Below are 24,510 nucleotides of genomic sequence, written 5' to 3'. Positions count from 1 at the left end.
GATATAGAAGGCATGGCCCCAAGCCATGCCTTTTCAGCTGTAACTTGCACAAAACAAACGATTCTCGTACCGAATCATCCACCTAAGCCATTGAATCCAAACGATCTCCGTACAAAATCGGGGGAGGGGTTCCTGTGTACAAGCTCTGCCGCCACGTCCGCACCAGCGGAAACCGCTGCCGCTCCGCCGCTCTGCCCAGCCAGCACTTCTGCCACTACCACGCCACCCAGCGCCAGGCCCTGCCGGAAAAAGCTCCGCTCCAGTTCCCGCCACTCGAAGACCGCTTCGCCATCCAGGTGGCCATCGGCCGCATCCTCGCCGCCCTCGCCTCCGGCGCCATCGACCGCAAGGACGCCGGCCTCTACCTCTACGGCGTCCAGATCGCCTCCTCCAATCTGCCCCGCGAAACCGGCGTTATTTCTCCGCTCGATCCCGTGCGCCGCGTCATCCTCACCCGGCAGAACCAGCAGGTCGCGGAGGCCGAGACCGTCCTCGAAGAACGCGACACCCGAGGCCACAAGAAGGACTGCCAATGCAGCACCTGCTACAGCTCAGAAACCGACGAACCCCACCACCCCGACTGCCGCTGCGGCGAGTGCCACTACTTCGCCGCAGAAGAAGCGAGCATGATGCAGGCAGAAACTAAAGCCGAAGATGAGCTGGCAGAAGAGGACGAAGCAAATGAATTAAGCGAGCCCGGCTCGCTCACCATTCACGCCGTTGCCGATTTAGTTATAAAGAGAAAAGATTGTCATCCTGAGCGAACCTCTTATCTTAGAGTTGTCATTCCGAGCGAAGCGCGTAGCGCGCAGCCGAGGAACCCGCACCGAAGGGTGCGCTTCTCGCCTTGCGCAAGCAAGGCAAGGCCCGCTTTTCGCATCGGTCCACACGAAAATGGGTGCCCCATCCTTCGCGCCGCGAAGGGTGGGAGAGCACATCATTCACCGGTAATCAGTATTCAAGCTTATTCGCGCTGTCGGCCCATGCCTGAAAGCTTTCCCATGCCTCATCATGCAACAGTTCAAGTTCAGGAATGGTGCGCTGCTCGCGCGGAAGCGCCAGTTGCTGATACAGAAACGCGTCATCAAAGTGAATGCGCGCCGCATCTTCGGCGCGGTTGCCGTAGTAAATCGTGCTGATGTGCGCCCAGTAGCAGGCGGCCCAGCACATGGGACAGGGTTCGCAGCTTGTGTAGAGCACACAGCCAGTCAAATCGAATGTGTTGAGGTTGCGGCAGGCGTCGCGGATGGCAGTAACTTCAGCGTGCGCCGTGGCATCGTTCGTTGCTGTGACGGTATTAACGCCTTCGCCGACGACTTTGCCATACTTTACGATGACCGCGCCAAACGGGCCTCCGGCGCTGCTGCGGACATTTTCCGTGGCGAGCGCGATGGCCCGCTGCATAAAGACTCGATCCTGATCCATTGCCATACTTTTTCAGTATGGCATGGCTCATTCATGGCGCAGCGCCTTGATGGGATCGACGCTCGCCGCGCGCCGCGCTGGGATCCAGCTGGCCGCGAGCGCAACGAGAACAAGCAGTAACGCGGCCCCGCCGAGAGTGAGCGGATCATAGGATTTGAGACCGAAAAGCATGCTCGCAATCAAGCGCCCCATGGCGATCGCTGCCCCGAGACCGAGAACAACGCCGGCAATGGCCATCCACGAGGCTTCACGGAGGACCATCCGCAGCACGCGGCCTGTCTGCGCGCCCAGCGCCATGCGGATGCCGATTTCATTGGTACGCCGCGTAACGGTGTAGGCCATAATGCCGTAAATGCCGATGCAGGCCAGCACGAGCGCAAGAATTCCAAAGCCGCTGGTGAGTGATGCGAAGATGCGCTCCTCCCGGGTGGTCTCGTCAATCTGCTCATTCTGTGTGCGAATGTCCTGGAGCGGTATGTCTTTGTCGATCGAGGCAACAGCGCTGCGCAGCATAGGCACGATGGATTCCGGCTTCATTCCTGTGTGAACGGCATAGGTCATAGATTCCTGATCGTCGCGCTGCCGGTAGGGCACATAGAAGGTTGGAGGCATGTCACGACGGATGCTGTCGTACTTTGTGTCCTTGCAGATCCCGACGATCTCGATGTGTTCCGGGTAATCGTGATCGCCGATTTTGAAAGTCTTACCGATGGGGTTGGTATCTGGGAAAAACTGTTTGACCAGCATCTGGTTGACGATAGCGACTTTGGGTGAGGTTTCTGTGTCCGTTGCATTGAACCCCCGTCCGGCAACCAGGGGAATTTTATAGGTCTGAAAGAAATCTGTTCCGACTGGGTTAAAGTCGGCTACTTGTTTGTCTTGTGATTTCTGAGGTTGGCCGTCGGGAACGAAGTAATGGTTTGACATGCTGCCCGCAATCAGCGGGTTTTCAGACAACGTAATTCTGTCAACGCCGGGCACAGCAGCGAGCTTTTCCTCCACCTGATGATAAAGAGCAATTCGTTTCGCGGCCTGATAGCGGGTTTGGGGAGGTTGTAGATCAAACAACAGAATATTGTTCGGGTTGAATCCCAGCTGCGTGTTGTTGAGCTTGACCAATGTGCGCATAAATAGGCCTGCGCCAACCAGCAAGAGCATCGACAGCGTCACCTGCGTGACGACCAGTGTCTTGCCGGTGAAATGCCGTTTGCGCTGCGTTGCCGTCTGCGCATTGTCTTTCAGCCCGGAACTGACCTGTGTGCGCGTGGCCTGCCACGCCGGAGCAAGGCCAAAGAGCAGGCCGGTGAAGATGGAGACCGCAGCGGTGAATCCAAAGATCATCCAATCGAACCTGGCATCCATGACTGGCGGTTGCCATGATGATGACATAAGGCGGGGAAGCGCATTACGGCCAGCATAGCCAATCAGCAGTCCAACTGCTCCGCCTGCGACGGAAAGCAGCAGGCTCTCGGTGAGCATCTGGCGCAGGACGCGTCCACGCCCGGCGCCCAGCGCAAGACGCACGCTCATTTCGCGCTGGCGGCTGCTGGCGCGGGCAAGCAGGAGGTTCGCAAGATTTGCGCATGCCAGCAGCAGCACAAAACCTGCAAGAGACATGAGTACATAGATCGGCTTGGTAAGATCGCCGCCGATTTCATTCTGTCCGCGGCTTCCATCTTCCAGCAGCAAGCGCGGCATTTCATCGTCTTTGCCTACTTCCATCGTGGCGTGAATTGCGGCGCTCAGGTCCACATCGAGCGAAGCGCGGGCAGCCTCGGCAGAGATGCCCGGCTTCAGCCTTCCCATCATCAGCACCCACCAGAGGTTCTTGTCCGCGAGCAGGGAAGACTTGAATTTCGGCGCGGCAATCGGCTGCATGCTGAAAGGCAAAAATATGTCGGGCGAACTTTGCACGCCGAAAGCTCCGGTAAAATCCGGAGGATTGACGCCGATGATGGTCATTGGCGTGGAATTGATTTCAATCTTCTTGCCGATAACATCCGGCGAGCGCCCGAAGCGCCGTGTCCAGTAACCATAACTGATGAGCACCACAGGCCCACTGCCAACTGCGCCATCGTCAGCGTCAACAATCGCGCGCCCCAGCGCCGGATGAACATTGAGGTCGCGATAATAGTTGCCGGAAACCATCTCCGACGTGACCACTTCCGCCTTGTTGTCGATGGTCGCAGTCATCCGGCCATAATCTTTAAAAGCAAAGATGTCCTGGAGCGCGTGGTTATGCTGGCGGAGCTGCTGATACACGGGATATGAAAACGAAGTGCTGATAAATTTACCGTCGGGCGCCCGATCGAAATCGCCCCATGAGCCGTGAACAACTCCCTTATCGCCCTGTGTCAGTGCGAAAAGCCGCAGTTCATCCGGATGCGGAACAGCGAGCTTATCGAGCAGAACTGCTCTAGTCACGGTGAAGATGATGGTATTCGCGCCTATGCCCAATGCGAGCGAGACGATGGCGATGGCCGTGAATCCTGGGCTTTTCGCCAACATGCGGGTTGCATAGCGGAGGTCGGCCCGCAATTCATCCCATGCGCGCGTCCCCCACGCTTCGCGGCAGTTTTCCTTCTGCGCCGCAAGGCCGCCGAGTTCGGCGCGGGCGCGACGGAAGGCCTCTTCGCGGGGAATGCCGCTGCTTATGAGGTCATTGGCGTAAGCCTCGATGTGAAACGCGAGTTCGTTATCGATGTCCGTACTGAGTTGTTCCGGACGCGTGACTGCTTTCCACCACGTAGCAATGCGGCTGCGAATACTCATACTTCCTCCGGGGATGCGCTTAACACTGCGCCGATGGCGTCGGCCATCTGATTCCACTTCTCCGTCTCAGCGCGCAGACGGCGGCGTCCAGCGGCCATGAGGCGGTAATACCGGGCGCGGCGGTTGTTCTCGCTCTGTCCCCACTCGGCAGCGATCAAGCCTTCATGCTCCAGCCGGTATAAGGCCGGGTAGAGCGATCCCTGCTGGACCTCAAGCCTGTTGCCGGAAATCTGCTGAATGCGCAGCAGCACGCCATAGCCATGCAGCGGGCCGAGCGAGACAGCCTTGAGCACCATCATGTCCAAGGTGCCTTGCAGGAGATCGTTTTGTTTCGGAGCCAAGGTTCCTCCTCCTAGAATACCTAGGAGAGTAATCCTGTTCACCTAGGCAGTCAAGGAGAAAAGAATTTTGGGGCCCATTGTTCTACTTGAAAGAGATGGCGGTAGGCGCCAGATATCAGCCTTCAGTATCAGCGCGGCAGGCGAGTGTACGGGAATAGTTGATATCCTCCAAGTAGGATCGCAACAGAATGATAGAACAAGCCAAATCCCCCCAGCGCCTCCAAGTGACCCTGGCAGTGAGCGGCGCCTTTCATCACTTCGACCTGGCCCGCGAACTAGAGGCACGGGGCTTTCTGAAGGCTATTTATTCTACGTTTCCCTGGACTCGTCTTAAGCGCGAAGGGGTGTCGCGTGAATTTGTCCACATTTTCCCCTGGATTCATACTCCGCTGGTGGTCTTAGGTAGCCGGTTCAAGCTTCCTGACAACCTGGGGAGAAGCCTTTCAGGTATGGTGCCCCGGACCTTGGATGCCTGGGTTGCCCGCACGATGCCAGATTGTGATGTTTACATAGCAATCTCTGGTTCTGGCGTTTCAAGCGGACGACGAGCACAATCTCGTGGAGTCAAGTATGTCTGCGATCGTGGGTCGTCACACATCCGCTATCAGGACAAAATACTCCGGGAAGAATTCGAACGCTGGGGCGCTCATAGGATCGTTTGCGATCCTCGAATTTTTGCGCGTGAGGAGGCCGAATACGAACAAGCTGACGCGATTACCGTGCCATCGGAATTCGCCCGGCGATCCTTCGTAGAAATGGGTGTTCAGGCGGAGAAGCTTCACAGAATTCCTTATGGCGTGCGGCTCGACCGTTTCCTGCCGGTAAGCCAACCCGCAATCGACCACTTCGATATCCTTTTCGTTGGACAAGTGGGATTGCGCAAGGGAGTACCTTACCTGTTGCAGGCTTTCAGACAACTCAATCATCCCCACAAGAGGCTCCGATTCGTCGGTGCCGTCCAGCCCGAGTTGGCGAATCTGCTGCCTCAATTACCCACGGAAGGAGTCGAGTTTCTTGGAAGTTTGCCGCAGGATAAGCTCCCGGCCATTATGAGCAGCAGCCATGTGATGGTGCTGCCGTCGATCGAAGAAGGCTTAGCCTTGGTGCAGGCGCAGTCCATGGCTTGTGGATGTCCGCTTATTAGCAGTTACAACACCGGTGGAGAGGACTTGTTCACCGACGGCGTGGAAGGGTTTCTCGTTCCCATTCGCTCTCCCGAGGCAATTGCTATAAGGCTGCAGGAGCTTGCCGACGACCCACAACTTCAACAGTATATGAGCAGAGCGCACTTGAACGTGTCCATAAAATGGGAGGATGGCATGAATATGGAGAGGCTTGGGTTGAACTTCTAAACCATCTGACATCTCAAGCTTGTTCGGTCGCATCATGATCTGTCATTGATCCGACTGCGGATTGATCCAACTTTATAGGTAGAAAGCATCCACAGTTAGGCCAGTTCAGGCGGACCGCATTTGTTTCTCTGTTCGTTTCCTAAAATATTCAACTGCACAAGTATCGGACACCTCATTATTTCTTGCCATGTCTTCGGCTATTTTCCCCATTTGGCGCGAGGGATATCTCATACCGACACGGTCCAGCGTGGAAGATTGCTTTGTCTTCAGGAGATAATCTTCTTGACTTTTGCAGTAGTAGTGATTGATCCATGCGAGACCAGAGCTCGCTGGAACACGAACGCTTCCGTATACAGGATGTTTGTGTTCTGTAACTGCTCGTCCCAGCTTGCGATAAAAGAAGCAATGCGAATTACGGCATGCAGTGACTTCCTCTGGTCTTACAAAGCATTTGACGTGACGGTTTGTTTTCTCCGCACGCAGGTGATACGCGATGGTGACAGATTCAGCTGGCCGTTCTTTGTGCCAGGACGATCCAAACATTCTCCAGTGCAATGCAACAGCTGGTTTACCCTCAAAACTGGCAAGAAATTCACCAATACTGCGTCCATCCCCAATGACTATAAACTCATCAGCATCGATAAACCCTACCCACGAAAATCTTCCTGCCGCGCGCCGTATGCAATCTTCTTCAGCATCAGGCGAGGCTGGTACCTTTGGCCAATCAATCAGCGTGACGAGGTTGCGCGAAATCCAAGGCTTGAGAACATCGAGGTAATTGTCGTTGCTGAAGTTGTTATATAGAAAAAAATGATCAGTTCCGGCGGCGCGGTGGTATTCCAGCCATTCTTCCAAATACCGTGCCTCGTTGCGAAAACGCAGACAAAGAGCCACACCAGTGGTAGCGGCACGAATTTTGCGCCCGGTATGAGAAAACAGCATAACCCATAGATTGCTGAACGTGTAGAGCGCGACAGCAACAACCTGATTCGAGCGCAGTTTTTCTCGAAATACAAAGAATTGTTTCATAAACTCTTCTAATCAATTTATAGCGGGATTTAGCAGTTTCACAAAGGATGTACCTGAGTCGGATCAGAGTTCTGAACCCGAGAGGCTGTATTTGCCTGCTCCACATATTCGCATGTAGAACGACGGACCGTGCAAACTTTGCGGCATGCTGCATCGCCACGAGGGTAAGTTTCCCGCTAACATACACGGGTGTGAGAATTTCTGAAGAGCAGCGGATACCATCCTTCTGGCAGTTTCAGCTAGGCGGGTGGACGGTTTACTTCCTGATGATGCTGCTCAGTTTCCTTCCATCGAAGGAACTCCGTCAGGAATTGATGTACAGGCTGACCTTCTGTGCAGTCTGTTTTGTGGCTAGCTTCGCGCAGCATATCGTATGCCGGCGTTTGTGGCGACATCAGGCGTCGTGGTCGCGCGTGATACGCGTGGTGGCTCTTTCCTGCTACGCACTTGGCCTTGTGTCCGGCACGGTACTTCTCTGGCTGGAAGCGAAGTACCTGATGCCGTCGTGGGAAAAATTTGAATGGTATTACATTTTTGCCAACGCGCTGAGTCCGACGTTTATGCTGGCGTTTTGGAGCGCGCTTTATTTCGGCATCAAGTTTTACGTTGCCCAGACGGAAGAGAGCGCGCGGCTGCTGCGGCTCGAATCACTGGTGCATGAGGCGGAGTTGAAGGCGCTGCAATACCAGATCCATCCGCATTTTCTCTTTAATACGCTGAACTCTATCTCGACGCTTGTTTACGAGCGCGACACGGCCACAGCCAATCGCATGATTGCGCGTCTCGCGGATTTTCTCCGCGCTACATTGGACGGTGAAGGCACATACGAGAGCCCTTTGCGGGACGAACTGGACATTACCCGACTGTACCTTGAAATAGAGACAACACGTCTGGGAGATCGCCTGAAAGTGGTGGAAGATACGGACCCGCGCTTGTTGGAAGCGGGCGTTCCGCGGCTGCTGTTACAGCCGCTTGTGGAAAACGCCGTACGTCACGGCGTCGCCAAACGGCGCGAAGGCGGTGAACTATTTATCGCCGCTTTTCGCGAGCATGACGATCTCGTAATCCAGGTGCGGAATGATCTGATGCCGCTGCATGGCAAACCCTGTACGTACGGAATCGGCTTGACAAACATACGTACGCGTTTGCACCAGCTTTATGGCGAGTCGCATGAATTCACCATCGATTTTTCGACAGGCAATGTTTGCAGGGTAACGATCAGAATTCCGCTGCACACATATGTAGCGCCGCTGGAATTGGCAGAAGCACAAGTACAGGAGAACTGAACACGATGAGCTATCGAACCATTGTGATCGATGACGAGCCTCTGGCGCGACGGGGGATTATTTCCCGCTTGCGGCCGTATCCTCAATTTGAAGTTGTCGGCGAGTGTGGTAACGGCATGGATGCATTGGTCGCCATCGCGGAGCATCATCCCAATCTGATTTTCCTCGATGTGCAGATGCCGGAGATGGATGGCTTTGAAATGCTTGAGAACCTGCCCACGGATGAGCGGCCGGCGGTCATTTTCCTTACCGCGTTCGACCAGTACGCGCTGCGGGCGTTCGATGTGCATGCTGCAGACTACCTGTTGAAGCCGATTGATGACATTCGCTTTGCTGAGGCGATTGATCGGGTACAGCGTGTAATGCAAATGGAGAAGGGTACCACTCTGGGGGACCGCCTGGAGTCACTCCTCTCCGACTTGCATGCTAGGCGGCCATCCGGAAATGCACAGCGGTTTGCCATTCGCAATGGCCGTCGTATTTTCTTTGTAACAACAAACGAAGTGGAGTGGATTGAAGCGCAAGGCGATTATGCTGCGTTGCACGTAAACGGCAAAACGCACCTGCTGCGCGAACCGTTGCATATTCTGGAACGCAGGCTGGATCCATCCGTGTTCGTCCGCATTCATCGCTCAACAATCGTCCGCATGGACCAAATTTCTGAGATGCAGGCGCTGGCTAACCGGGACTGTCTCATCCGGCTCAAAGATGGAACGACACTCAGGGTGAGCCGCAGCTATAGCGAGCGCTTGCAGGAAGCTCTGAGCGGAGCCTAGACACAGGAAAATTCTTTTCGCTTCCTCTATATTGAGAGACAGTTGTTCAATCGATGAATGCTGCATGTAACGATGCAGGGGACTGATCGAGTGGAAGAATTTTCCAGATTGAAGAGGCTGCCTCCCTACGTTTTCAACATTACTTCAGATCTGAAGTCTGCTGCCCGACGCCGAGGTGAGGACATTATCGACTTCGGGATGGGAAATCCCGATGGCGCGACGCCTGAGCACATCGTCGAAAAGATGATCGACGCTGCGCGCAGGCCCGAGACCCATCGCTATTCGCTGTCTCGCGGGATTCCGCGACTCAGAAAGGCGATCTGCAACTGGTACCACAGACGCTATGATGTCGCGCTAGACCCGGATGTCGAGGCGATCGTCACAATTGGATCCAAGGAAGGGATCGCCCATCTCTGCCTTGCCACGCTCGATCAGGGCGATGTTGTTGTAGTGCCGAATCCCAGTTATCCGATCCATATTTATGGCCCCGTGATCGCGGGTGCAAACATTCACAGCGTTGCTATCCATGACACCGAGGCATTTCTGGCGGAATTGGAGCGCGCGATTCCGCTAATGTACCCACGCCCGAAAATGCTCATCCTCAACTTTCCGGCAAATCCGACTACTCAATGCGCTGACCTGAGTTTTTTTGAGCGCGTGATTGCGCTGTGCAAACAGCAGAACATCTATCTTGTGCACGACCTGGCATACGCGGATATCTGCTTCGATGGATATAAGGCACCATCGATCCTGCAGGTACCCGGAGCGAAAGAGATCGCTGTGGAATTCTTCACACTATCCAAGAGTTACAACATGCCGGGATGGCGCGTGGGCTTCATGGTGGGTAACCGCAAGCTGGTTGCAGCTCTGGCTCGAATCAAGAGTTACTTCGACTATGGCACGTTTACTCCAGTGCAGGTGGCATCGATTTTGGCGCTGGAAGGTCCGCAGGAATGCGTTGAGGAGATTTGTGAGTACTACCGCCGCCGCCGGGACGTGCTGGTGAGTGGACTAAACAAACTCGGTTGGCAGTTGGCACTGCCGAAGGCAACGATGTTCGTGTGGGCGCCGATCCCGGAGCCATATCGAGAGATGGGCTCGCTTGAGTTTTCGACCAAGTTGCTCAAAGAAGCGAAGGTTGCGGTCAGCCCTGGCATCGGCTTCGGCGAATTTGGCGATGGACATGTGCGCTTTTCTCTGATTGAAAACGAGGAGCGCACACGGCAGGCCCTGCGCGGTATTAAACAGATGCTTTTGAAGGACGGCCTTCTGGCGCAATCAGTGCCACAATAGGTCAGCGTTTGGGAGCAGTATACGATTCTATTAGGTGCCCGTCCCGCGAAGGACGACGTGTGCCGTGCGGATAAGAATCTTCACGTCGAGCCAGAAAGTCCAGTTCTCCACATACGCGGTATCGAGCTCAATGTACCGGGCAAACGAAGAATCCTGCCGCGCATGAATCTGCCATAAACCAGTCAGGCCTGGCATGACTTCGAGACGGCGAAAATGTTCCAGTTCATACTTTTCCACTTCGCTCGCAATCGGTGGGCGTGGTCCCACTACGCTCATCTCACCGCGGAAGACATTGAAGAACTGCGGCAACTCATCGAGGCTATATTTGCGCAGAATGCGGCCAATGCGCGTCACACGCGGGTCATTGGAAACCTTGAAAAGAATACTATCGCGCTCATTCAGCGCTGCCAGTTCGCGCTTCTTTTTCTCGGCGTCTTTCACCATGGTGCGGAATTTGAAACAGGGAAAAACGCGGCCTCGCTTGCCAATACGCTCCGATACATAAAAGACAGGCCCTTCGCTGTCCAGCCTGATTGCCACCGCTATAAGGAACATCAAAGGAAATACTGCGACCATTACAGTAAACGAAAATAGGATATCGAGTATCCTTTTGAAAAAAAGCGAAATGGTTCTGGACTGACTGCGGTGCAACGGTGTAACCGGATAAACGCCGAGGTACTCGATTGCGGCGTGCACAGAAAGGTCTCCGAAAAGGCCGGAGATAGCGCGAATGTCGATGCCTAGATCACGAGCCTCATCCAGCAACAATATGACCTGTTCGGCGGGGAGAGCTTGGGTAATCACAACTTCGTCGATAAAGTGCAAACGGGTAAGTTGCCGCAGCCGATCCACGTTGCCGAGAATTTTTGTCGACGCCGCTTCTTCACTGTTCGTCTGCTCGCTCGTAGAGATATATCCAAGAAATTGATAACCGAGGCGATAGTTGCCCGCGATGTGTTCGCCTAGCGCATGGCTCAGATGACCAGTGCCAATGATGGCAATGTTGCGGGTGTCAATGCCGTTCTCAAACTGCCGGTAGTAGGCGAGCCGCAGGCTAGCCCGCCAGATGCACAAGGCGACCGAGGTCGTGCAGACAAGCAGAACCACGACTGTTCGAGAGGCCAGCTCCAGACGTGCCATGTACAAGCCACCACACAACAGCAGTCCCGCATTCAGCGATGCCTGAACAGTCAGGCGTAGTTCGCGAGCACCCCCTGGCGCTAGAATCGGGCTGTAAAGATCGTAATGCTCCGACACGAGCAGCAAGCAACAGAGAAACCACGCGAAGAAACCAAGATAAATGGCGCCGGCAGTAGAGTGGATCGATCTTAAGGCACTTCCACTGGTGAAAAAATGAAGTTTTATTTCGAGGGCCAGTGCAAATGCCAAAATAACGATGACTGTGTCACCAGACATCCGCAGGATCTTGGAGGCAAAACCGGGCCCGCTGATTCTGCGATGCCCCTTAACTGATTCGTAATCGAACCGTTTCGGCTGTTTTTCAGATGGCTCATTCTTTCGAATGTATTCGGATGTCGCCATAATTCTTTAAGAACACGGTTAGACGAAGCTTGATTTCGGTCGCTGATGCTACTGGTTTGCCGATTGGGCGGCGGAGGCTTGCCGTCGCACTTACATTACAACTTCTTAACAACGCTGCCGGATCTGGGAACGTCCGGACGTTACAGTCGTGCATTCAAAGGGAAGCACACAATGCCTGAAAAGCTGGTGATACACGGATAAAACAAGACGACTACAGTATACACATTACTCCATTTAATAGCAGTCTCATTAGACTGCATGCTGTGAAGTTAGTAAGTTATTTGCTTCGAATAGTCGTCTTTTAACAGTTTATATGTCAAATGAAAAAAATCAAGGATTGGAGGGTTTTCCAGTCGAATGTAATCATTACAGTGACAATTTTACGCATCCGATACAGTTCAGGTGCGTTGTTGTCCCCGGCAGCACAGTTGTAGTGCTATTTTGGTTAAATCTTCGTCGAGAACTTTTTAGCTTCCGTTCTGAGATTTTCGAGGACCTTGGACGAGAATCTTCTAGGAAAGTTTTTCAGTTGGTATTGCTTTTTATAGTGGGCCATGCGTCGCGCCGCCAGCTGGACGGACCGGCGAAAAGATGGGGAAGATTCCGCTTCTGACAACAGCGATTCATAAGCCCGAATCACTAGTCCAGGCTCTTTACAGACTCCAAGTATGTCGGTTCCAGCGGCAACTGCATTGACTGCAGCTTCTTCGATGATTCGCTGTGTAAGGATGCCTCCCATCTCCATGTCATCGGAAATCACTAGACCTTTATAGCCAATCTTCTGGCGAAGAATTTTCGTGATCCAGAATCGTGAAATGGAGGCTGGTACCGCAGCCCCTGAAGCCTGCGGATAGGCTGCATGAGCGACCATAATCATGGGCAGCCGAACAGCGAGCGCACGAAAAGGCGCGATATCTTCGTCCCACATTTCCTTCCATGACCGCTGAATAACAGGCATCGATTGGTGTGAATCGAGACTGCTTCCTCCCAGGCCTGGAAAATGCTTTCCGCATCCAAGGATGCCCTCAGCGGCAAACTCCTGAAGGAATGGCAAAGCATAAGCTGTCACCCCTGCGGGGTCGGCGGATACGGCGCGGTTACACAAAACGTCGGCAGACACAGGTAAGGCTAAATCAAGTACTGGGGCAAAGACCGTATTGAAGCCCAGACTACGAGCCTCCCGCGCAATGAGTTGGCCATGCTTCCTGAAGATCGCTGGTTTCCGGGTGGCATAGACTTCAGCAGGTGAAGGCATGGGCGCGATCAGGTCGCGCAAGCGGTCAACCAGGCCTCCTTCAATGTCAATGCAGCGAAAGCATGATTTGCCAATTATCTCCGTGACTTCACGAAGCAGTTGCACCGTCTGTCTTGCTTCTTCAATATTTCGACGAAAGAGGATCACACCGCCGGGACGCACCAGCTTTAGCCAGGCGCGCTCGATGGAAGTAAGCTCGGGGCCTTCAAGGCCCACAATAAGGAGTTGTCCAACCTGCCTGCGAAGCGTTGCTTTCATGCTTTGCCGCCCTGTGAGGACTTGATTTCGCTTTGCAATTCTTCGAGCAGATTGAGAGCCTGCAACGGCGTCAGCGAGTTGATGTCCGTTTCCTGCAGGCGGTCGAGAATACGCTGTGATAGCGGCGTGAACATCGTGAGTTGTAACGGAGCTTCAGTCTCCGCAGCGACATTGTGACGCTCAGACCGTTCGTGCTGCTTGAGTACCTGCCGGGCGCGTTGAATGACCTGAGGTGGCAATCCTGCAAGACGCGCAACATCGATGCCATAGCTTTTGCTCGCCGGCCCAGGCTCAATGGCATGTAGAAAGATAATGCCTTGTGGTGTTTCCTTTACAGAGACGCGTAGATTTTTGAGCTTTGTCAGCTGTTCCGCCAGTATCGTTAACTCATGATAGTGAGTCGCGAACAACGTTCGCGCTCCGATATTCGCGTGCAGATACTCAAGCGTTGCCCATGCAAGCGAGAGGCCGTCAAAGGTTGCCGTGCCGCGGCCCATTTCATCGAGCAATATCAGGGACCGGTCCGTTGCCGTGTTGAGAATCGTCGCCGTTTCCGTCATCTCAACCATAAAGGTGGATCGTCCGCGGGCAAGGTTGTCGCTGGCGCCAATGCGCGTGTAGATGCGGTCCACCAGTCCGAAGCGCATATTGTCAGCGGGAACAAAGCAGCCCATCTGCGCCATAATGACGAGCAATGCGGACTGTCGTAGATAGGTCGATTTTCCTCCCATATTCGGTCCGGTGAGCAGCAGGATTGCAGGCCCCTGAATGTCGAGATACAAATCGTTGGGAACAAAGCGGCCTTCGCCAGCCTCCTCCATCAGGCACTCGATCACAGGATGCCGCGCGCGCGCCGTTTCAAGCACAGCCTCTTCTACAAGCTTTGGGTGCACGTAATGCCGGAGTACTGCGAGATGTGCGAAATTCGTTAATAAATCCACCTCTGCAACGGCGCTGCTGGTTTTGCGTATACGACTGGCGTGGTCCAGAATGCCGCGCCGCAAATCGGCGAAGATGCGTTTTTCAATCTCCACTGATCGCTCATGCGCAGTCAGAATTTTCGTCTCGTAATCTTTGAGTTCCGGCGTAGTGAAACGCTCGGCATTGACCAGCGTCTGTTTACGCTCGTAGTCAGGTGGGACATTGGCGAGGTTCGCTTTTGTGATTTCGATGTAGTAGCCGAAGACGGAGTTGAACCGGACTTTCAGAGATGAAATGCCTGTGCGTGCCCGCTCGCGCTCTTCAATTGCTGCGATGGATCGTCGGCCACTCTGGCTGAGTGTTCGCAGTTCGTCCAGTTCTGCGTCAATGCCGACAGTGATGACTCCACCATCCGCAAGGGTGAGAGGCGGTGAGGGTTGAATCGTCTGCTGAATCCGGGCGCACAAGTCCTCAAGCTTGTCTAGCCGCGCGGAAAGCTGTTTCCATAGCGGCGAATCAATCTGGCTTAACACGCTTTGCAACAGGGGAAGATGCTGCAGGGAGGCAGCCAGCGCGAGCAGGTCACGCGGTCCTGCGCTGTCCAATGAGATGCGGGCCAACAGCCGCTCTAGATCGAGAATGCCTTCGAGCGTTTTGCGGACTTTCTCGCGGAGGATCAGGTCATCCTTGAGGCATTCGATTGCTTCATAGCGTTCGTTGATTGCGCCGCTGTCAAGAAGAGGTCGCAGTATCGATGCGCGAAGCAGCCGCTTGCCCATTGGCGTCTGGCAGCAATCAAGCGTATGGAAAAGCGTTGTCGTCGCTCCTGCTCCGCTAAATAGCGGCTCAATCAGTTCAAGATTACGGACTGTAACCTGGTCGAGTTGGAGGTGCTCGGAGCGTTCATAAAAGCGAATGTTGTCGACATGCTCAAGCCCAGCGCGCTGCGTGCTTCGCACATAATGCAGAATGGCCCCGGCGGCAATGGCTGCGGCTGGATGCAGTGACAGTCCGAAGCCGTCAAGTGATGCCGCCGCCAGTTGACGCTCCAGCAGCGGCACGGCGTAATCTTTGGTAAAGACCCAGTCTTCAAGATGAGTTTTGGTTTTGATGCGGTCAAGCGCAGACAGATTCGTGTTTTGTGTCAGCAGCAGCGGCGGATTCGTGCCTGATAAAAGCACTTCGCTGGGTGACGCTTTTTGCAATTCATCAAGACATAAAGCCGATGCCTGTAGACCGGTAAATTCCGCGGCGCGAAAGTCTCCAGTAGAAAGATCGAGCAGCGCGAGTGCCGCAAGATTTTCTCCGAGCAAAATTGCAGCCAGAAAATTGTTCTGCTCGGAGCCAAGAGCGGGATCGATGGCCGTTCCGGGTGTAAGAACGCGCGTCACTTCACGCCGGACGATCTTTTTCGCAAGCTTTGGATCTTCCATCTGGTCGCAGATGGCGACACGATAACCTTTACGCAGCAGCCTCGCTATATAGCTTTCAGCTGCATGATATGGAACGCCGCACATCGGCACTGCGCGCTCCTTGTCGCGCGCCGTGAGAGTGATTTGCAACTCGCGCGACGCCACATGCGCGTCCTCAAAAAAAAGTTCGTAGAAATCGCCCAGACGGAAAAGAAGCAGCGCGTCAGGATGCTGCTGCTTAGCGGCGGCATATTGGCGCATGAGCGGCGTCTGCGCCGTATCGACAGATTGGACGGAAGTATCGGGCACCGGGAAAGGCCAGCATACCGCATCGTCATGTTGATTGGTGAATCGAAGCGCCAGCCGGCGCTGCGCAGTTATACTTAAGGTTTAATTACATGTATCTGCTATGGCTTAGAGTTGCGGCGGCTCTTTATGGACTGGCCAGTGTTGCTGCGTTGCCGGCTGTGCTCGGAGAGCGTCCGCGCTGGCAGCGGGTCTGCCTCCCTTTGGCGATTGCCGGGTGGCTCTATCATATCGTCGCGTTTGTAGAGATGCTGGCCGCGGCGCACAGGCTGATGCCGGTGGGCATGCACCAGGTGCAGGCCACGCTTTCGCTCCTGATTGTGACGGCATTCCTGCTGATCTGGCTGCGCTATCGCACAATCTCGTTCGGCGTCTTTGCGCTGCCCCTAGCGTTTCTCGTGATTCTGATCCCAGCCATCGGGCCGGACAAATACACCTTCTCCTCATCGCTGGTACGCAGCGGATGGATCGCGATCCATGTAACGCTGCTCTTGGCGGCCTATGCCGCGCTGATTTTCAGCCTGCTGGCCAGTCTTTTCTATCTCGCGCAGGAGCGCAGACTTAAGAACCGGCAATCGCCGGGCTTTCTAGGATGGCTGCCGCCGCTTGACACCATGAACCAGATTGCCCGAACGACACTCGTATTCGGCTTCTACTGCATGACCGGCGGCCTGCTGATCGGATCGTTGATTGCGCAGGAGCATATGGGCGCGGCCTACTTCGTCGATCCCAAGGTTGTGCTGTCGTTCGTGATGTGGGTACTGTATCTGGTAATCCTGTTTGTGCATCGCTCGGCAGGATTGCGCGGAAAGCGCGCCGTGTATCTCTCAAGTGCAGTTATTTTGCTCATGTTGTGTGTGTGGGCTGCAAACTTATTCAGCTCGGTACATAGGTTCAGTACGCCATGAAACTTCTGCTCACAGGCGTAAACCACAAAACGGCCCCTGTTGAATTACGCGAGCAATTGGCCATTGCGCCCGAACGCCTGGGAGAGGCGACTCATGCGCTGCTCGACTTTCCAGGTGTGCATGAGGCCATGATCCTCTCCACCTGCAACCGGGTTGAATTGCTGGCCTGCCATGAATCCAACAGCCCTGATTTGCTGAGTTTTCTTGAAGGTTATCTCGGCGTCGGAACCGCATCACTGCGCCCGCATATCTATGAATACCGCGAGACGGATGCCGTGCAGCACTTGTTCCGAGTGGCATCGAGTCTCGATTCGATGGTGGTGGGCGAGCCGCAGATACTTGGACAGGTGAAGGAGTCTTATACAACGGCACGTTCTGTAGGGGCGGTTCAGACCCATCTGGAAAAGCTGCTGCAATCGACGTTTGCGGTTGCGAAAAAAATCCGCACCGAGACGCAGATTGGTAGCTCATCAGTTTCGATTGCCTCTGTTGCCGTTGATCTGGCGAAGAAGATATTTGGCTCGCTTGAAGGGAAGCGCGTGTTGCTGGTTGGTGCAGGCAAGATGAGCGAGCTGGCAGCGCGGCATCTTCTGCAGCAGGGCGCGGACGCAATTTATGTTGCCAATCGCACTCATGACCACGCGGTGCGGCTGGCGCAGAATTTTCAGGGTCGCGCTGTCCGCTTCGAAGATCTCTATGCGACTGCCGACCAGGCGGACATTATCATCACGTCGACAGGATCGCAGGAACACATCTTCCGCCGCGAGCATGGGCAGCAGTTTCTGCATAAACGGCGCAATCGGCCCATGTTCTTTATCGATATTGCCGTGCCGCGCGACATTGATCCTGAGATCAATCGCGTAGACGGTGTCTTTCTCTACGACATCGATGACCTGCAATCCGTCGCAGCATCGCACCTGGCTGACCGGGCGCGCGAGGCGCAGCGGGCCGAGGCAATCATCGCCGAAGAAGTGCAGCGGTTCCAGCGGCATGCGCAGGCATTAAACGCCACGCCGATGATCATCGATCTGCAGAGTTCGGCAGAAGAGATGCGTCAGGCGGAGTTGCGGCGGATGCAGGCGCGTCTGCAATCGCTAACGCCAGAGCAGCAGGCGGCGGTTGAGGCGCTGACGCGCGGACTGATGAACAAGTTTCTTCATTTGCCAATGCAGGCCATCAAAGCAGCGGCGCTTGAGGCCGACACCGTGATGCTGGAAGTGATGCGTTCGGTGTTCCATCTCACTCGGACGCAGGAACCAGCGAATTCTCGTATTACGTCAAAGACTGTGCCAGCAGAAACGGACGAGCCGGTCATTGCGGGCAATCAGAAGGACCGCTCGTGATCCGTATCGGTTCCAGGGGTTCCCAGCTTGCGCTGTGGCAGACAAACCATATCGCCGGCAAGCTGCGCAGCGCCGGGCACGAAGTCGCAATTGAGATTATCCGCACGACAGGCGACGCGTTGCAGAATGTGGCCTTCGATAAAGTCGCGACAAAGGGCATGTTCACCAAGGAGATCGAAGAAGCGCTCCTGGCGAACAAAATCGATCTGGCCGTTCATAGTCTCAAAGACCTTCCTACGGAACTGGCCGAGTCATTCACTATTGCCGCCATCCCGCCGCGCGTCGATCCGCGTGATGCGTTTGTTTCTGTCAAATATGATTCATTTGAATCGCTGCCTTCCGGCGCGCGCATCGGCACCAGCAGCCTGCGCCGGCAATCCCAGCTTCGGGCGCAGCGGCGGAATGTAGAGTTGGTCGATTTCCGCGGTAATGTCGATACCCGGCTGCGCAAGCTCAACGAAGACTTGGTCGATGCCATTGTTGTTGCGTCTGCCGGACTCGATCGGCTGAGGCGAACAGAGTGGATTCGAGAGAGATTTTCGCCATTAGTCCTTTGTCCGGCTCCGGGACAGGGCGCGCTGGCCATCGAAACACGCGCTGATGATTCGCGAACGCTTGATGCCGTTGCGTTTCTAGACGATCCGACCTCCCGCTTTGCCGTGACTGCAGAGCGAGCGGCGCTGGCAGAACTTGGTGGCGGATGCCATGTACCCATTGGCGTTTATTGCGAGCCTTCGCCGGAAGGCCATATGATTACTGGCGTTGTGGCCCATCCTGACGGATCGGCGCTGGTACGCGCGGAATTCGATCATCAGCTCGTTCAAAGCGCGGAAGAGCTCGGGAGGCAACTGGCAGAGCGGTTGATGGAGCAGGGCGCGCCCGAAATTCTGGGAGCAGCTCAGCCGTGAGCGAATTGCCATTGGCAGGCCGGACAATTGTCGTTACGCGGCCGCGGAGTCAGTCAAGCCGGCTCAGCAGGGAACTTGAGGCGCTCGGTGCTTGCGTGATCGAATTGCCGACGATTGAGATCGTTCCTCCTGATTCATATGAGCCCCTGGATGCTGCCCTCAGCAATCTGCAGCAGTATCAATGGCTGATTGTTACCAGCGCGAACACTGCACGCGTGCTGGGTGAGCGGTTTGCACTGTTGCAAATCGGGCGCTCAATGCTTTCCGGAGTCAAGCTGGTTGCGGTTGGTTCTGCAACCGCTTCTGCCGTAAGAGCAGCAGGTTTCCGCGTCGATCTGGTTCCACCGAAGTATGTAGCTGAGTCTGTTGTGGAGATGCTAGACAGTAAAATTGCCGGATCGCACGTGCTGCTGGCGCGGGCTGCAGTGGCCCGCGATGTCATTCCCGATGAGATGCGACGATTGGGTGCTGTGGTGGATATCGTTGAGGCTTACCGTACCGTGGTTCCGGAGGAATCGGCGCGCTTGATGCGGGGAGTTTTCGTGGGTTCGCCAGTACCGGACGCTGTGACGTTCACGAGTTCTTCGACAGTGACCAACTTTTTCCGGCTGATGGATGAGGCCGGGATTTGTTCCGCCCCTGCAGGTGTCCGGGCATTATCAATCGGACCGATTACCTCCGCCACTTTGCATGAGCACGGATGGGAGCCTGCGGATGAGGCCGATCCGCATGATGTGGACGGGCTGGTTCATGCGACGCTCCGGGAGTTGCAATCCCCCTCTCTTTAATGAGTCATGATCAAAAAATGCAATTTTGGGCTTGACACGATTTAATTCTGCGGAGGAAAGGTGCCGACTATGCCAAACATTGCACCGGTGTGGAAAACTTCTGGGCTTGCGGTGTGGTATGCGACGTTGGCGTTGTCGGTTCCTCCGATACGGGCCCAATCAACCTGTACGCTTGTCATTCATGTCGATGGTTTCCGCAACCAGAAGGGCCATCTTGGAGTTTCGCTGTTCACCTCTCCGGATGGCTGGCCAGAGAAAAATGACAAGGCGTTTCTTCATGGGCCTCATCCTTTTTCAGGAGACAAGGCGACGGTCACGCTCGATGTTCTGGCCGGGCGATATGCGATTACTGTGCTTCACGATGAAAATGGAAACCACAAAATGGACCGGAATTTTCTCGGGATTCCGAAGGAAGGATTTGGGTTTGCCAACAATCCGAAGGTCTTTCTCACCCCACCTGACTTCAAGACTGCGAGTATCGACGTTGCGTGCCCGCAGACCGAGACTTCGATTCATTTAATTTATAAGTGAGCCTCATGGTTAACGCTAAGTGACGATAAACCGCAGGTCCCTCCACTACGCTCCGCGTCGGTGGGGATGACAGCACCTAATCGCTGGACCAAGTTTTATCGCCGGAAGTGCAGACGGTTTCCAGAGTGCAAGCGGCACATTTCGGTTTGCGGGCGATGCAGATTTGGCGGCCATGGTGGATGACTTCGTGCGAGTAGGCAATCCAGTGGTTTTTAGGGATGATCTTTATTAGGTCCTGCTCAACCTGCTTTGGCTCTGTTGCCTGCGTCAAATGCAACCGGTGCGAAATGCGGAGGACGTGTGTGTCGACGACGATACCTTCCGCGAGGCCGTAGGCCACCCCCAGAACGACGTTGGCGGTTTTGCGGGCCGCGCCGGGGACAGTGGTCAGCTCGGCCAGCGTGCGCGGAACTTTTTCGCCGAAGTCATGCGTGATTTTTTTTGCCGCTCCTAAGATCGACTTCGCCTTATTGCGGTAGAAGCCAGTGGAGCGGATAAGCTCTTCGAGCGCGGGCTGTGAGGCTTCGGACATCGCTTTCGGCGTAGGGAATTGGCGGAAGAGTTCGGGTGTGACCATGTTCACGCGTACGTCGGTGCACTGCGCGGAGAGGATGGTCGCCACGAGCAATTCCCATGCGTTGCGATGGTGCAGGGCACACTCGGCATTCGGGTATGTAGCGGCGAGGCGCTTCAGGATTTCGCCTACACGCTCGGGGGCGAGGTCGCGTTTTGAGTTGAACTTATCTCTAAGTTTGGAGGAGGATTTCGCTGGTTTTGTGAGGACGGTGTTCAAGTGAGGTTTCTGGGCAGCCTTTTGGGGGGCGTTTTTCATGTTGGGCATAGTGATGTTTTATCGCAGAAGGACACCAGGAATATCAAGAGATGGACTGTGAGTTCTGACGAGACCGGGGCATGGCGTCCGCGAGAAGAAGAACGGCTCCGCAATACATCAGCGTATCGAACACGTAGTTGAGGCCGTTGTCGAGGCTGGCGCGTTCCACTACTCCAATCGGCACGTAGACGACCAGCTCAACAAAGAGCACGGTCAAGCCCAGCCACGTCGCCGCTGCGCGGGTCTTCTTGCCGACAAACAACAGGGCACCCGTCACTGCATAAGCCACGGCTGCCAGGTATGTCCAAATCGCATGTCCGTAGATGTATGTAGGCGTCAACGGTTCCAGGGGGACGGCGGGAACGTGATCGCCGTGCATGAACTGCTCAAAGCTGTAAAACAGCACGGGAATGGCAATGAAGTATCGCGCAATTGTCGCAAGGATGTGTCCGCCGCGTCGGTGCTGCTCCTCGGTGAGGCGAGCAGCCAAGGCCAGCGCGCCGCCGCTGAAAGATATTTCCCGCAGCACGATTGTCAGGGCAAACCGGTTCCGCAGCTGGTGGGCCGAGGCTGGCGCCTCCATCAGGATTACGAAAAGAAAAAATGTCAAAGCGAACAAACTAGCCGCGAGACGCGCCTGAATCCCTGTCACCAAGCTCAGCCCGCCTGCGATAAAGCAGGCGCCTACCAGGTACACCCAGAAGTAATGCCACGGAATCCACGCCGGGATGATCGACGCGATTGCGTTGGTCAACGTGAAATGTTCGGTGCCGAAGGCCGCGACCGGAGCCGCGTAGAAAAGCGTCCCGAACAGAAGCAGCTTGTCGAATCCTTGCGCCTTTTGCCAATCGCCGCGAAGAGAAATCGCGACCAGCCAGGCTGCGAGAACGACGGCAGCGACGCCATACGACCAGATCACCGTACTGGGAATTACGAGGAGAGCCATGGCTGCCGACGAATTTTATCGCAAAGGGCGTCAAGAACACTAAGAAAGAGTCTTAAGTAACGCGAATGCGCCTTGACCTGTGCATATATAATGTATATACGTTCCTAGGTGGATATTGTCTTCCTTTATCAGGGGCAGCGATTTGTTTGGGATTCAGAAAAAGCGGCGAGCAACAAGAGTAAGCACGGTGTCTCCTTCGAGAAAGCTTGCGAGGTATTCTTTGATCCTTTTGTCAAATTAGAACACGCAGGCCCAACTGACGAGAAACGCGAGGCGACCATCGGTATGACGGAAGATTGGGATTTGCTCTTCGTCGCCCATCTTTTACGGGAAGACGATGCAATCCGGATTATCTCTGCTCGTGTAGCTACAGCACAGGAACGGAGGAAATATGAAGATGAGTGAACGAATCAGGAAGCGGTTGCGGAAAGACCGCACGATGACGACCATCAGCATGCGTCTTCCGGAAGATGTGATTAACGATCTGAAGGAAATTGCTCCAGTGCTTGGGTTTTCCGGATATCAGCCGTTGATTCGTGCTTACATCGGGCAGGGGCTCAGGAAGGACCTTGCGCGGATGGAGAATTCGCAGGTGCAGGTACTTGCTGAAAGCCTGCGACGGCATGGAGTTAAGGATGATGTGATCTCGGAAGCGATAGCCGAGGCTCGGCTACGGAGTGCTTGAGAGGAATCCGCACATGCAGACGACGATCATTGCTGTAGTGACCCTTATCCTCGGCGCCTTGCTGGGGCATGTGCTTACTACCACTCGCGAACACAAGAAGTGGTTGGCTGATCAATTGAAAGCTGAATATCGTGATTTGATTGATCTCTTATATGACACGGTTACAGTTGTAACTGAAGAACGGCCAGGATCAGGACGACCGAATAATCCAGAGCGATTGAACGTGGCAGTCCAAGAGCTTGCAAGGATGTTTGAAGATCGAATTTTTATCGCGGAGCAGCTCAGAAAGTCGGACGTAAAGACTGATTGGCTAAAAATGAAAGAAATGAACTATTACGACCCAGATCTAAGGGGGCGACGCCACTAGAGCTTCGATACAGTAAAGAGCAACTAGCAGCGATCGAGAACAAGCTTCATCACAAGTTAGTTGAGCTTGCGCATGAAGACTTGGTACGAACCAGGTTCTTTTAGTAACCGCGCGCCGCCTGTTACAAGTCACCCCAGCCGATCCAGCATCTCTTCCGGCGTCATGCGGATGCACGTGAAGATGGGTGTGTCCTTCAGCGTGTAGGCGCTGATTTCGGTTTCGCGCAGTTGCTGCACTAAGTCGACGAAGTCTTCGGGGAAGTTGGATTCGAAGGCCACGACGAATTCCTGGTCGTCGATGCCGAAGGAGTACGTTGTATTGAGCTTGACGCGCGGGTACATGTGGCCGATCCGGATGTGCTCGTTCATCAGGCGCTGGCGCTCTTCCATGGGGAGCAGGTACCAGGCGCGGGTCTTCCAGAATGGGTAGATGAAGATGTATTTCTGGCCGCCGGGGCGGAGAAAGCCGCGCGAGTCGGCCTGGCCCTCATGCTCGTGTCCGATGAGGTACTGCGACCGCTTGGTCATGGCCAGAAAGTGATGCGGCGTAGTGAGATAGCCGCCAAGCGGAGTAGCCAGCAGATCGGACATCATCCGGTTCAGGTCATCGACCGAGTAGCAGATGCGCCAGAGGACCATGTCTACATCGGGGCGCAGGCCAACGGTGGAGTAGGTGAGGTTAAGCATCTCGCCGGGCTTGTTCCAGCGTTTGATGACCTCGGCAAACTGGCGCTTGTGCTCGGCGCGCTCGCCTTCCGGCAGACGGCGCCATTCGGGCATGACCTTGAAGAAGATGAAGCCGATCATCTGGCGCTTGACTTTCTTCTCTTCAGATTTTGCCGGGGCAGGGGCGGTATGTGGGTGTCCTGTGGTTTCGCCGGCGGGAACGGTGAGTGCGTCAGCCATGATGAACTCCTGAATCTCTTTTACTCAATGCTAGCAGGACAGGACCTTTTCGGCTTTACGCGGAAGGTCGACGGGGCCATTGTCAATTTTTTTCTACTGCGCTGGTTAACCATTCGGCGTGAATCGCGTTTTATCGGGTGAACATAGTAATTAACGCTCAGGAGTTAAATGACATGCAAGACATTCTCGTACCAAGCGGCGCATTTTTCATGATTGGATGGATCGTCTGGGTTCTGTTTTCCTCGATCCGCCGCTACAAGATCGCCAAGTTTCAGGCCGACGTCCAATCGCGGCTGCTGCAAAGGCTGGACACGAGCGAGAGTCTTCTT

The 24,510-nt window shown here is 54.9% G+C and carries 23 protein-coding genes; 12 read left to right on the top strand and 11 right to left on the bottom strand.

Going from position 1 to position 24,510, the window contains the following annotated elements; genetic code table 11:
* Positions 1–74 precede the first annotated feature (74 nt).
* The 4 genes from VEV40_RS10380 to VEV40_RS10365 form a co-directional block, all read right to left on the bottom strand.
* Positions 75–533: a hypothetical protein gene (locus VEV40_RS10380; protein ID WP_324832146.1), complete on the bottom strand. Its 459-nt coding sequence runs from the start codon at positions 531–533 to the stop codon at positions 75–77.
* A 418-nt stretch (positions 534–951) separates the two neighbouring features.
* Positions 952–1,425, bottom strand: coding sequence for a nucleoside deaminase (locus VEV40_RS10375; RefSeq protein WP_324832145.1), 474 nt, complete (start codon positions 1,423–1,425; stop codon positions 952–954).
* Positions 1,426–1,452: 27 nt separating this feature from the next.
* On the bottom strand, positions 1,453–4,197 hold the full coding sequence (locus VEV40_RS10370) for an ABC transporter permease (protein WP_324832143.1): 2,745 nt from the start codon (positions 4,195–4,197) through the stop codon (positions 1,453–1,455).
* Positions 4,194–4,538 carry a PadR family transcriptional regulator gene (locus VEV40_RS10365; protein WP_324832141.1) on the bottom strand — a complete coding sequence of 115 codons (345 nt, stop codon included), beginning with the start codon at positions 4,536–4,538 and terminating at the stop codon, positions 4,194–4,196. Before VEV40_RS10365 ends, VEV40_RS10370 begins: the two co-directional genes overlap by 4 nt.
* Before the next feature lie 188 nt (positions 4,539–4,726).
* Between VEV40_RS10365 and VEV40_RS10360 the strand changes: the two genes are divergently transcribed.
* Positions 4,727–5,890: a glycosyltransferase gene (locus VEV40_RS10360; RefSeq protein ID WP_324832140.1), complete on the top strand. Its 1,164-nt coding sequence runs from the start codon at positions 4,727–4,729 to the stop codon at positions 5,888–5,890.
* A 105-nt stretch (positions 5,891–5,995) separates the two neighbouring features.
* On the opposite strand, the gene VEV40_RS10355 is transcribed toward VEV40_RS10360, so the two are convergent.
* Positions 5,996–6,919 carry a glycosyltransferase family 92 protein gene (locus VEV40_RS10355; RefSeq protein ID WP_324832139.1) on the bottom strand — a complete coding sequence of 308 codons (924 nt, stop codon included), beginning with the start codon at positions 6,917–6,919 and terminating at the stop codon, positions 5,996–5,998.
* Positions 6,920–7,110: 191 nt separating this feature from the next.
* On the opposite strand from VEV40_RS10355, the gene VEV40_RS10350 reads away from it, so the two are divergent.
* From VEV40_RS10350 to alaC, 3 genes are read left to right on the top strand one after another with little or no spacing between them, the layout of a single operon-like run.
* On the top strand, positions 7,111–8,205 hold the full coding sequence (locus VEV40_RS10350) for a sensor histidine kinase (protein WP_324832138.1): 1,095 nt from the start codon (positions 7,111–7,113) through the stop codon (positions 8,203–8,205).
* A 5-nt stretch (positions 8,206–8,210) separates the two neighbouring features.
* Positions 8,211–8,981, top strand: coding sequence for a LytR/AlgR family response regulator transcription factor (locus VEV40_RS10345; protein ID WP_324832137.1), 771 nt, complete (start codon positions 8,211–8,213; stop codon positions 8,979–8,981).
* A 57-nt stretch (positions 8,982–9,038) separates the two neighbouring features.
* Positions 9,039–10,274, top strand: a complete 1,236-nt coding sequence (alaC, locus tag VEV40_RS10340; RefSeq protein ID WP_324832136.1) for an alanine transaminase — start codon at positions 9,039–9,041, stop codon at positions 10,272–10,274.
* A gap of 30 nt (positions 10,275–10,304) precedes the next feature.
* Here alaC and VEV40_RS10335 read toward each other — a convergent pair whose 3' ends face one another.
* From VEV40_RS10335 to mutS, 3 genes are all read right to left on the bottom strand, one after another.
* Entirely contained in the window at positions 10,305–11,816 is a 1,512-nt protein-coding gene (locus VEV40_RS10335; protein WP_324832134.1) for a sugar transferase, read from the bottom strand.
* A gap of 445 nt (positions 11,817–12,261) precedes the next feature.
* Entirely contained in the window at positions 12,262–13,329 is a 1,068-nt protein-coding gene (gene nagZ / locus VEV40_RS10330) for a beta-N-acetylhexosaminidase (protein WP_324832133.1), read from the bottom strand.
* On the bottom strand, positions 13,326–15,971 hold the full coding sequence (gene mutS, locus VEV40_RS10325) for a DNA mismatch repair protein MutS (RefSeq protein ID WP_324832132.1): 2,646 nt from the start codon (positions 15,969–15,971) through the stop codon (positions 13,326–13,328). The genes nagZ and mutS overlap by 4 nt, the downstream gene beginning before the upstream one ends.
* A gap of 89 nt (positions 15,972–16,060) precedes the next feature.
* Here mutS and VEV40_RS10320 point away from each other — a divergent pair, with 89 nt between their 5' ends.
* From VEV40_RS10320 to VEV40_RS10300, 5 genes are all read left to right on the top strand, one after another.
* On the top strand, positions 16,061–16,876 hold the full coding sequence (locus VEV40_RS10320) for a cytochrome C assembly family protein (RefSeq protein WP_324832130.1): 816 nt from the start codon (positions 16,061–16,063) through the stop codon (positions 16,874–16,876).
* Positions 16,873–18,219 (top strand): glutamyl-tRNA reductase, encoded by a 1,347-nt coding sequence (gene hemA, locus VEV40_RS10315; protein WP_324832129.1) that lies wholly within the window; start codon positions 16,873–16,875, stop codon positions 18,217–18,219. Before VEV40_RS10320 ends, hemA begins: the two co-directional genes overlap by 4 nt.
* Complete coding sequence (gene hemC / locus VEV40_RS10310) at positions 18,216–19,127, top strand: hydroxymethylbilane synthase (RefSeq protein ID WP_324832128.1); 912 nt, start codon at positions 18,216–18,218, stop codon at positions 19,125–19,127. The genes hemA and hemC overlap by 4 nt, the downstream gene beginning before the upstream one ends.
* Positions 19,124–19,915 (top strand): uroporphyrinogen-III synthase, encoded by a 792-nt coding sequence (locus tag VEV40_RS10305; protein WP_324832127.1) that lies wholly within the window; start codon positions 19,124–19,126, stop codon positions 19,913–19,915. The genes hemC and VEV40_RS10305 overlap by 4 nt, the downstream gene beginning before the upstream one ends.
* 69 nt (positions 19,916–19,984) lie before the next feature.
* Positions 19,985–20,446, top strand: coding sequence for a DUF2141 domain-containing protein (locus VEV40_RS10300; protein WP_324832126.1), 462 nt, complete (start codon positions 19,985–19,987; stop codon positions 20,444–20,446).
* 76 nt (positions 20,447–20,522) lie between these two features.
* Here VEV40_RS10300 and nth read toward each other — a convergent pair whose 3' ends face one another.
* The gene (gene nth / locus VEV40_RS10295; RefSeq protein ID WP_324832125.1) at positions 20,523–21,239 is read right to left on the bottom strand and encodes an endonuclease III; all 717 of its coding nucleotides are present in this window, start codon (positions 21,237–21,239) and stop codon (positions 20,523–20,525) included.
* An 82-nt stretch (positions 21,240–21,321) separates the two neighbouring features.
* On the bottom strand, positions 21,322–22,224 hold the full coding sequence (locus VEV40_RS10290; RefSeq protein ID WP_324832123.1) for a hypothetical protein: 903 nt from the start codon (positions 22,222–22,224) through the stop codon (positions 21,322–21,324).
* Positions 22,225–22,332: 108 nt separating this feature from the next.
* Here VEV40_RS10290 and VEV40_RS10285 point away from each other — a divergent pair, with 108 nt between their 5' ends.
* From VEV40_RS10285 to VEV40_RS10275, 3 genes are read left to right on the top strand one after another with little or no spacing between them, the layout of a single operon-like run.
* Positions 22,333–22,629 (top strand): BrnT family toxin, encoded by a 297-nt coding sequence (locus tag VEV40_RS10285; protein WP_324832122.1) that lies wholly within the window; start codon positions 22,333–22,335, stop codon positions 22,627–22,629.
* Positions 22,622–22,909: a hypothetical protein gene (locus VEV40_RS10280; protein ID WP_324832121.1), complete on the top strand. Its 288-nt coding sequence runs from the start codon at positions 22,622–22,624 to the stop codon at positions 22,907–22,909. The genes VEV40_RS10285 and VEV40_RS10280 overlap by 8 nt, the downstream gene beginning before the upstream one ends.
* Positions 22,910–22,922: 13 nt before the next feature.
* Entirely contained in the window at positions 22,923–23,276 is a 354-nt protein-coding gene (locus VEV40_RS10275; protein ID WP_324832120.1) for a hypothetical protein, read from the top strand.
* Between the two features lie 128 nt (positions 23,277–23,404).
* Here VEV40_RS10275 and VEV40_RS10270 read toward each other — a convergent pair whose 3' ends face one another.
* Positions 23,405–24,181 (bottom strand): chlorite dismutase family protein, encoded by a 777-nt coding sequence (locus VEV40_RS10270; RefSeq protein ID WP_324832119.1) that lies wholly within the window; start codon positions 24,179–24,181, stop codon positions 23,405–23,407.
* Positions 24,182–24,510 lie beyond the last annotated feature (329 nt).

The organism is Alloacidobacterium sp. (assembly GCF_035631355.1).
Taxonomy (GTDB): Bacteria; Acidobacteriota; Terriglobia; order Terriglobales; family Acidobacteriaceae; genus Alloacidobacterium.
Note: the sequence above shows the minus strand (reverse complement) of the source record. Positions and strands in the feature narration are given on the sequence as shown.

What these genes read in the sequence shown, in the direction of transcription:
- VEV40_RS10320 (WP_324832130.1), top strand. Translation starts at nt 16,061, where the DNA reads ATGTATCTGCTATGGCTTAGAGTTGCGGCGGCTCTTTATGGACTGGCC.
- VEV40_RS10335 (WP_324832134.1), bottom strand. Translation starts at nt 11,816, where the DNA reads ATGGCGACATCCGAATACATTCGAAAGAATGAGCCATCTGAAAAACAG.
- VEV40_RS10300 (WP_324832126.1), top strand. Translation starts at nt 19,985, where the DNA reads ATGCCAAACATTGCACCGGTGTGGAAAACTTCTGGGCTTGCGGTGTGG.
- VEV40_RS10275 (WP_324832120.1), top strand. Translation starts at nt 22,923, where the DNA reads ATGCAGACGACGATCATTGCTGTAGTGACCCTTATCCTCGGCGCCTTG.
- VEV40_RS10360 (WP_324832140.1), top strand. Translation starts at nt 4,727, where the DNA reads ATGATAGAACAAGCCAAATCCCCCCAGCGCCTCCAAGTGACCCTGGCA.
- VEV40_RS10375 (WP_324832145.1), bottom strand. Translation starts at nt 1,425, where the DNA reads ATGGATCAGGATCGAGTCTTTATGCAGCGGGCCATCGCGCTCGCCACG.
- VEV40_RS10270 (WP_324832119.1), bottom strand. Translation starts at nt 24,181, where the DNA reads ATGGCTGACGCACTCACCGTTCCCGCCGGCGAAACCACAGGACACCCA.
- alaC (WP_324832136.1), top strand. Translation starts at nt 9,039, where the DNA reads ATGCTGCATGTAACGATGCAGGGGACTGATCGAGTGGAAGAATTTTCC.
- VEV40_RS10280 (WP_324832121.1), top strand. Translation starts at nt 22,622, where the DNA reads ATGAGTGAACGAATCAGGAAGCGGTTGCGGAAAGACCGCACGATGACG.
- VEV40_RS10370 (WP_324832143.1), bottom strand. Translation starts at nt 4,197, where the DNA reads ATGAGTATTCGCAGCCGCATTGCTACGTGGTGGAAAGCAGTCACGCGT.
- nagZ (WP_324832133.1), bottom strand. Translation starts at nt 13,329, where the DNA reads ATGAAAGCAACGCTTCGCAGGCAGGTTGGACAACTCCTTATTGTGGGC.
- VEV40_RS10345 (WP_324832137.1), top strand. Translation starts at nt 8,211, where the DNA reads ATGAGCTATCGAACCATTGTGATCGATGACGAGCCTCTGGCGCGACGG.
- hemA (WP_324832129.1), top strand. Translation starts at nt 16,873, where the DNA reads ATGAAACTTCTGCTCACAGGCGTAAACCACAAAACGGCCCCTGTTGAA.
- VEV40_RS10290 (WP_324832123.1), bottom strand. Translation starts at nt 22,224, where the DNA reads ATGGCTCTCCTCGTAATTCCCAGTACGGTGATCTGGTCGTATGGCGTC.
- VEV40_RS10355 (WP_324832139.1), bottom strand. Translation starts at nt 6,919, where the DNA reads ATGAAACAATTCTTTGTATTTCGAGAAAAACTGCGCTCGAATCAGGTT.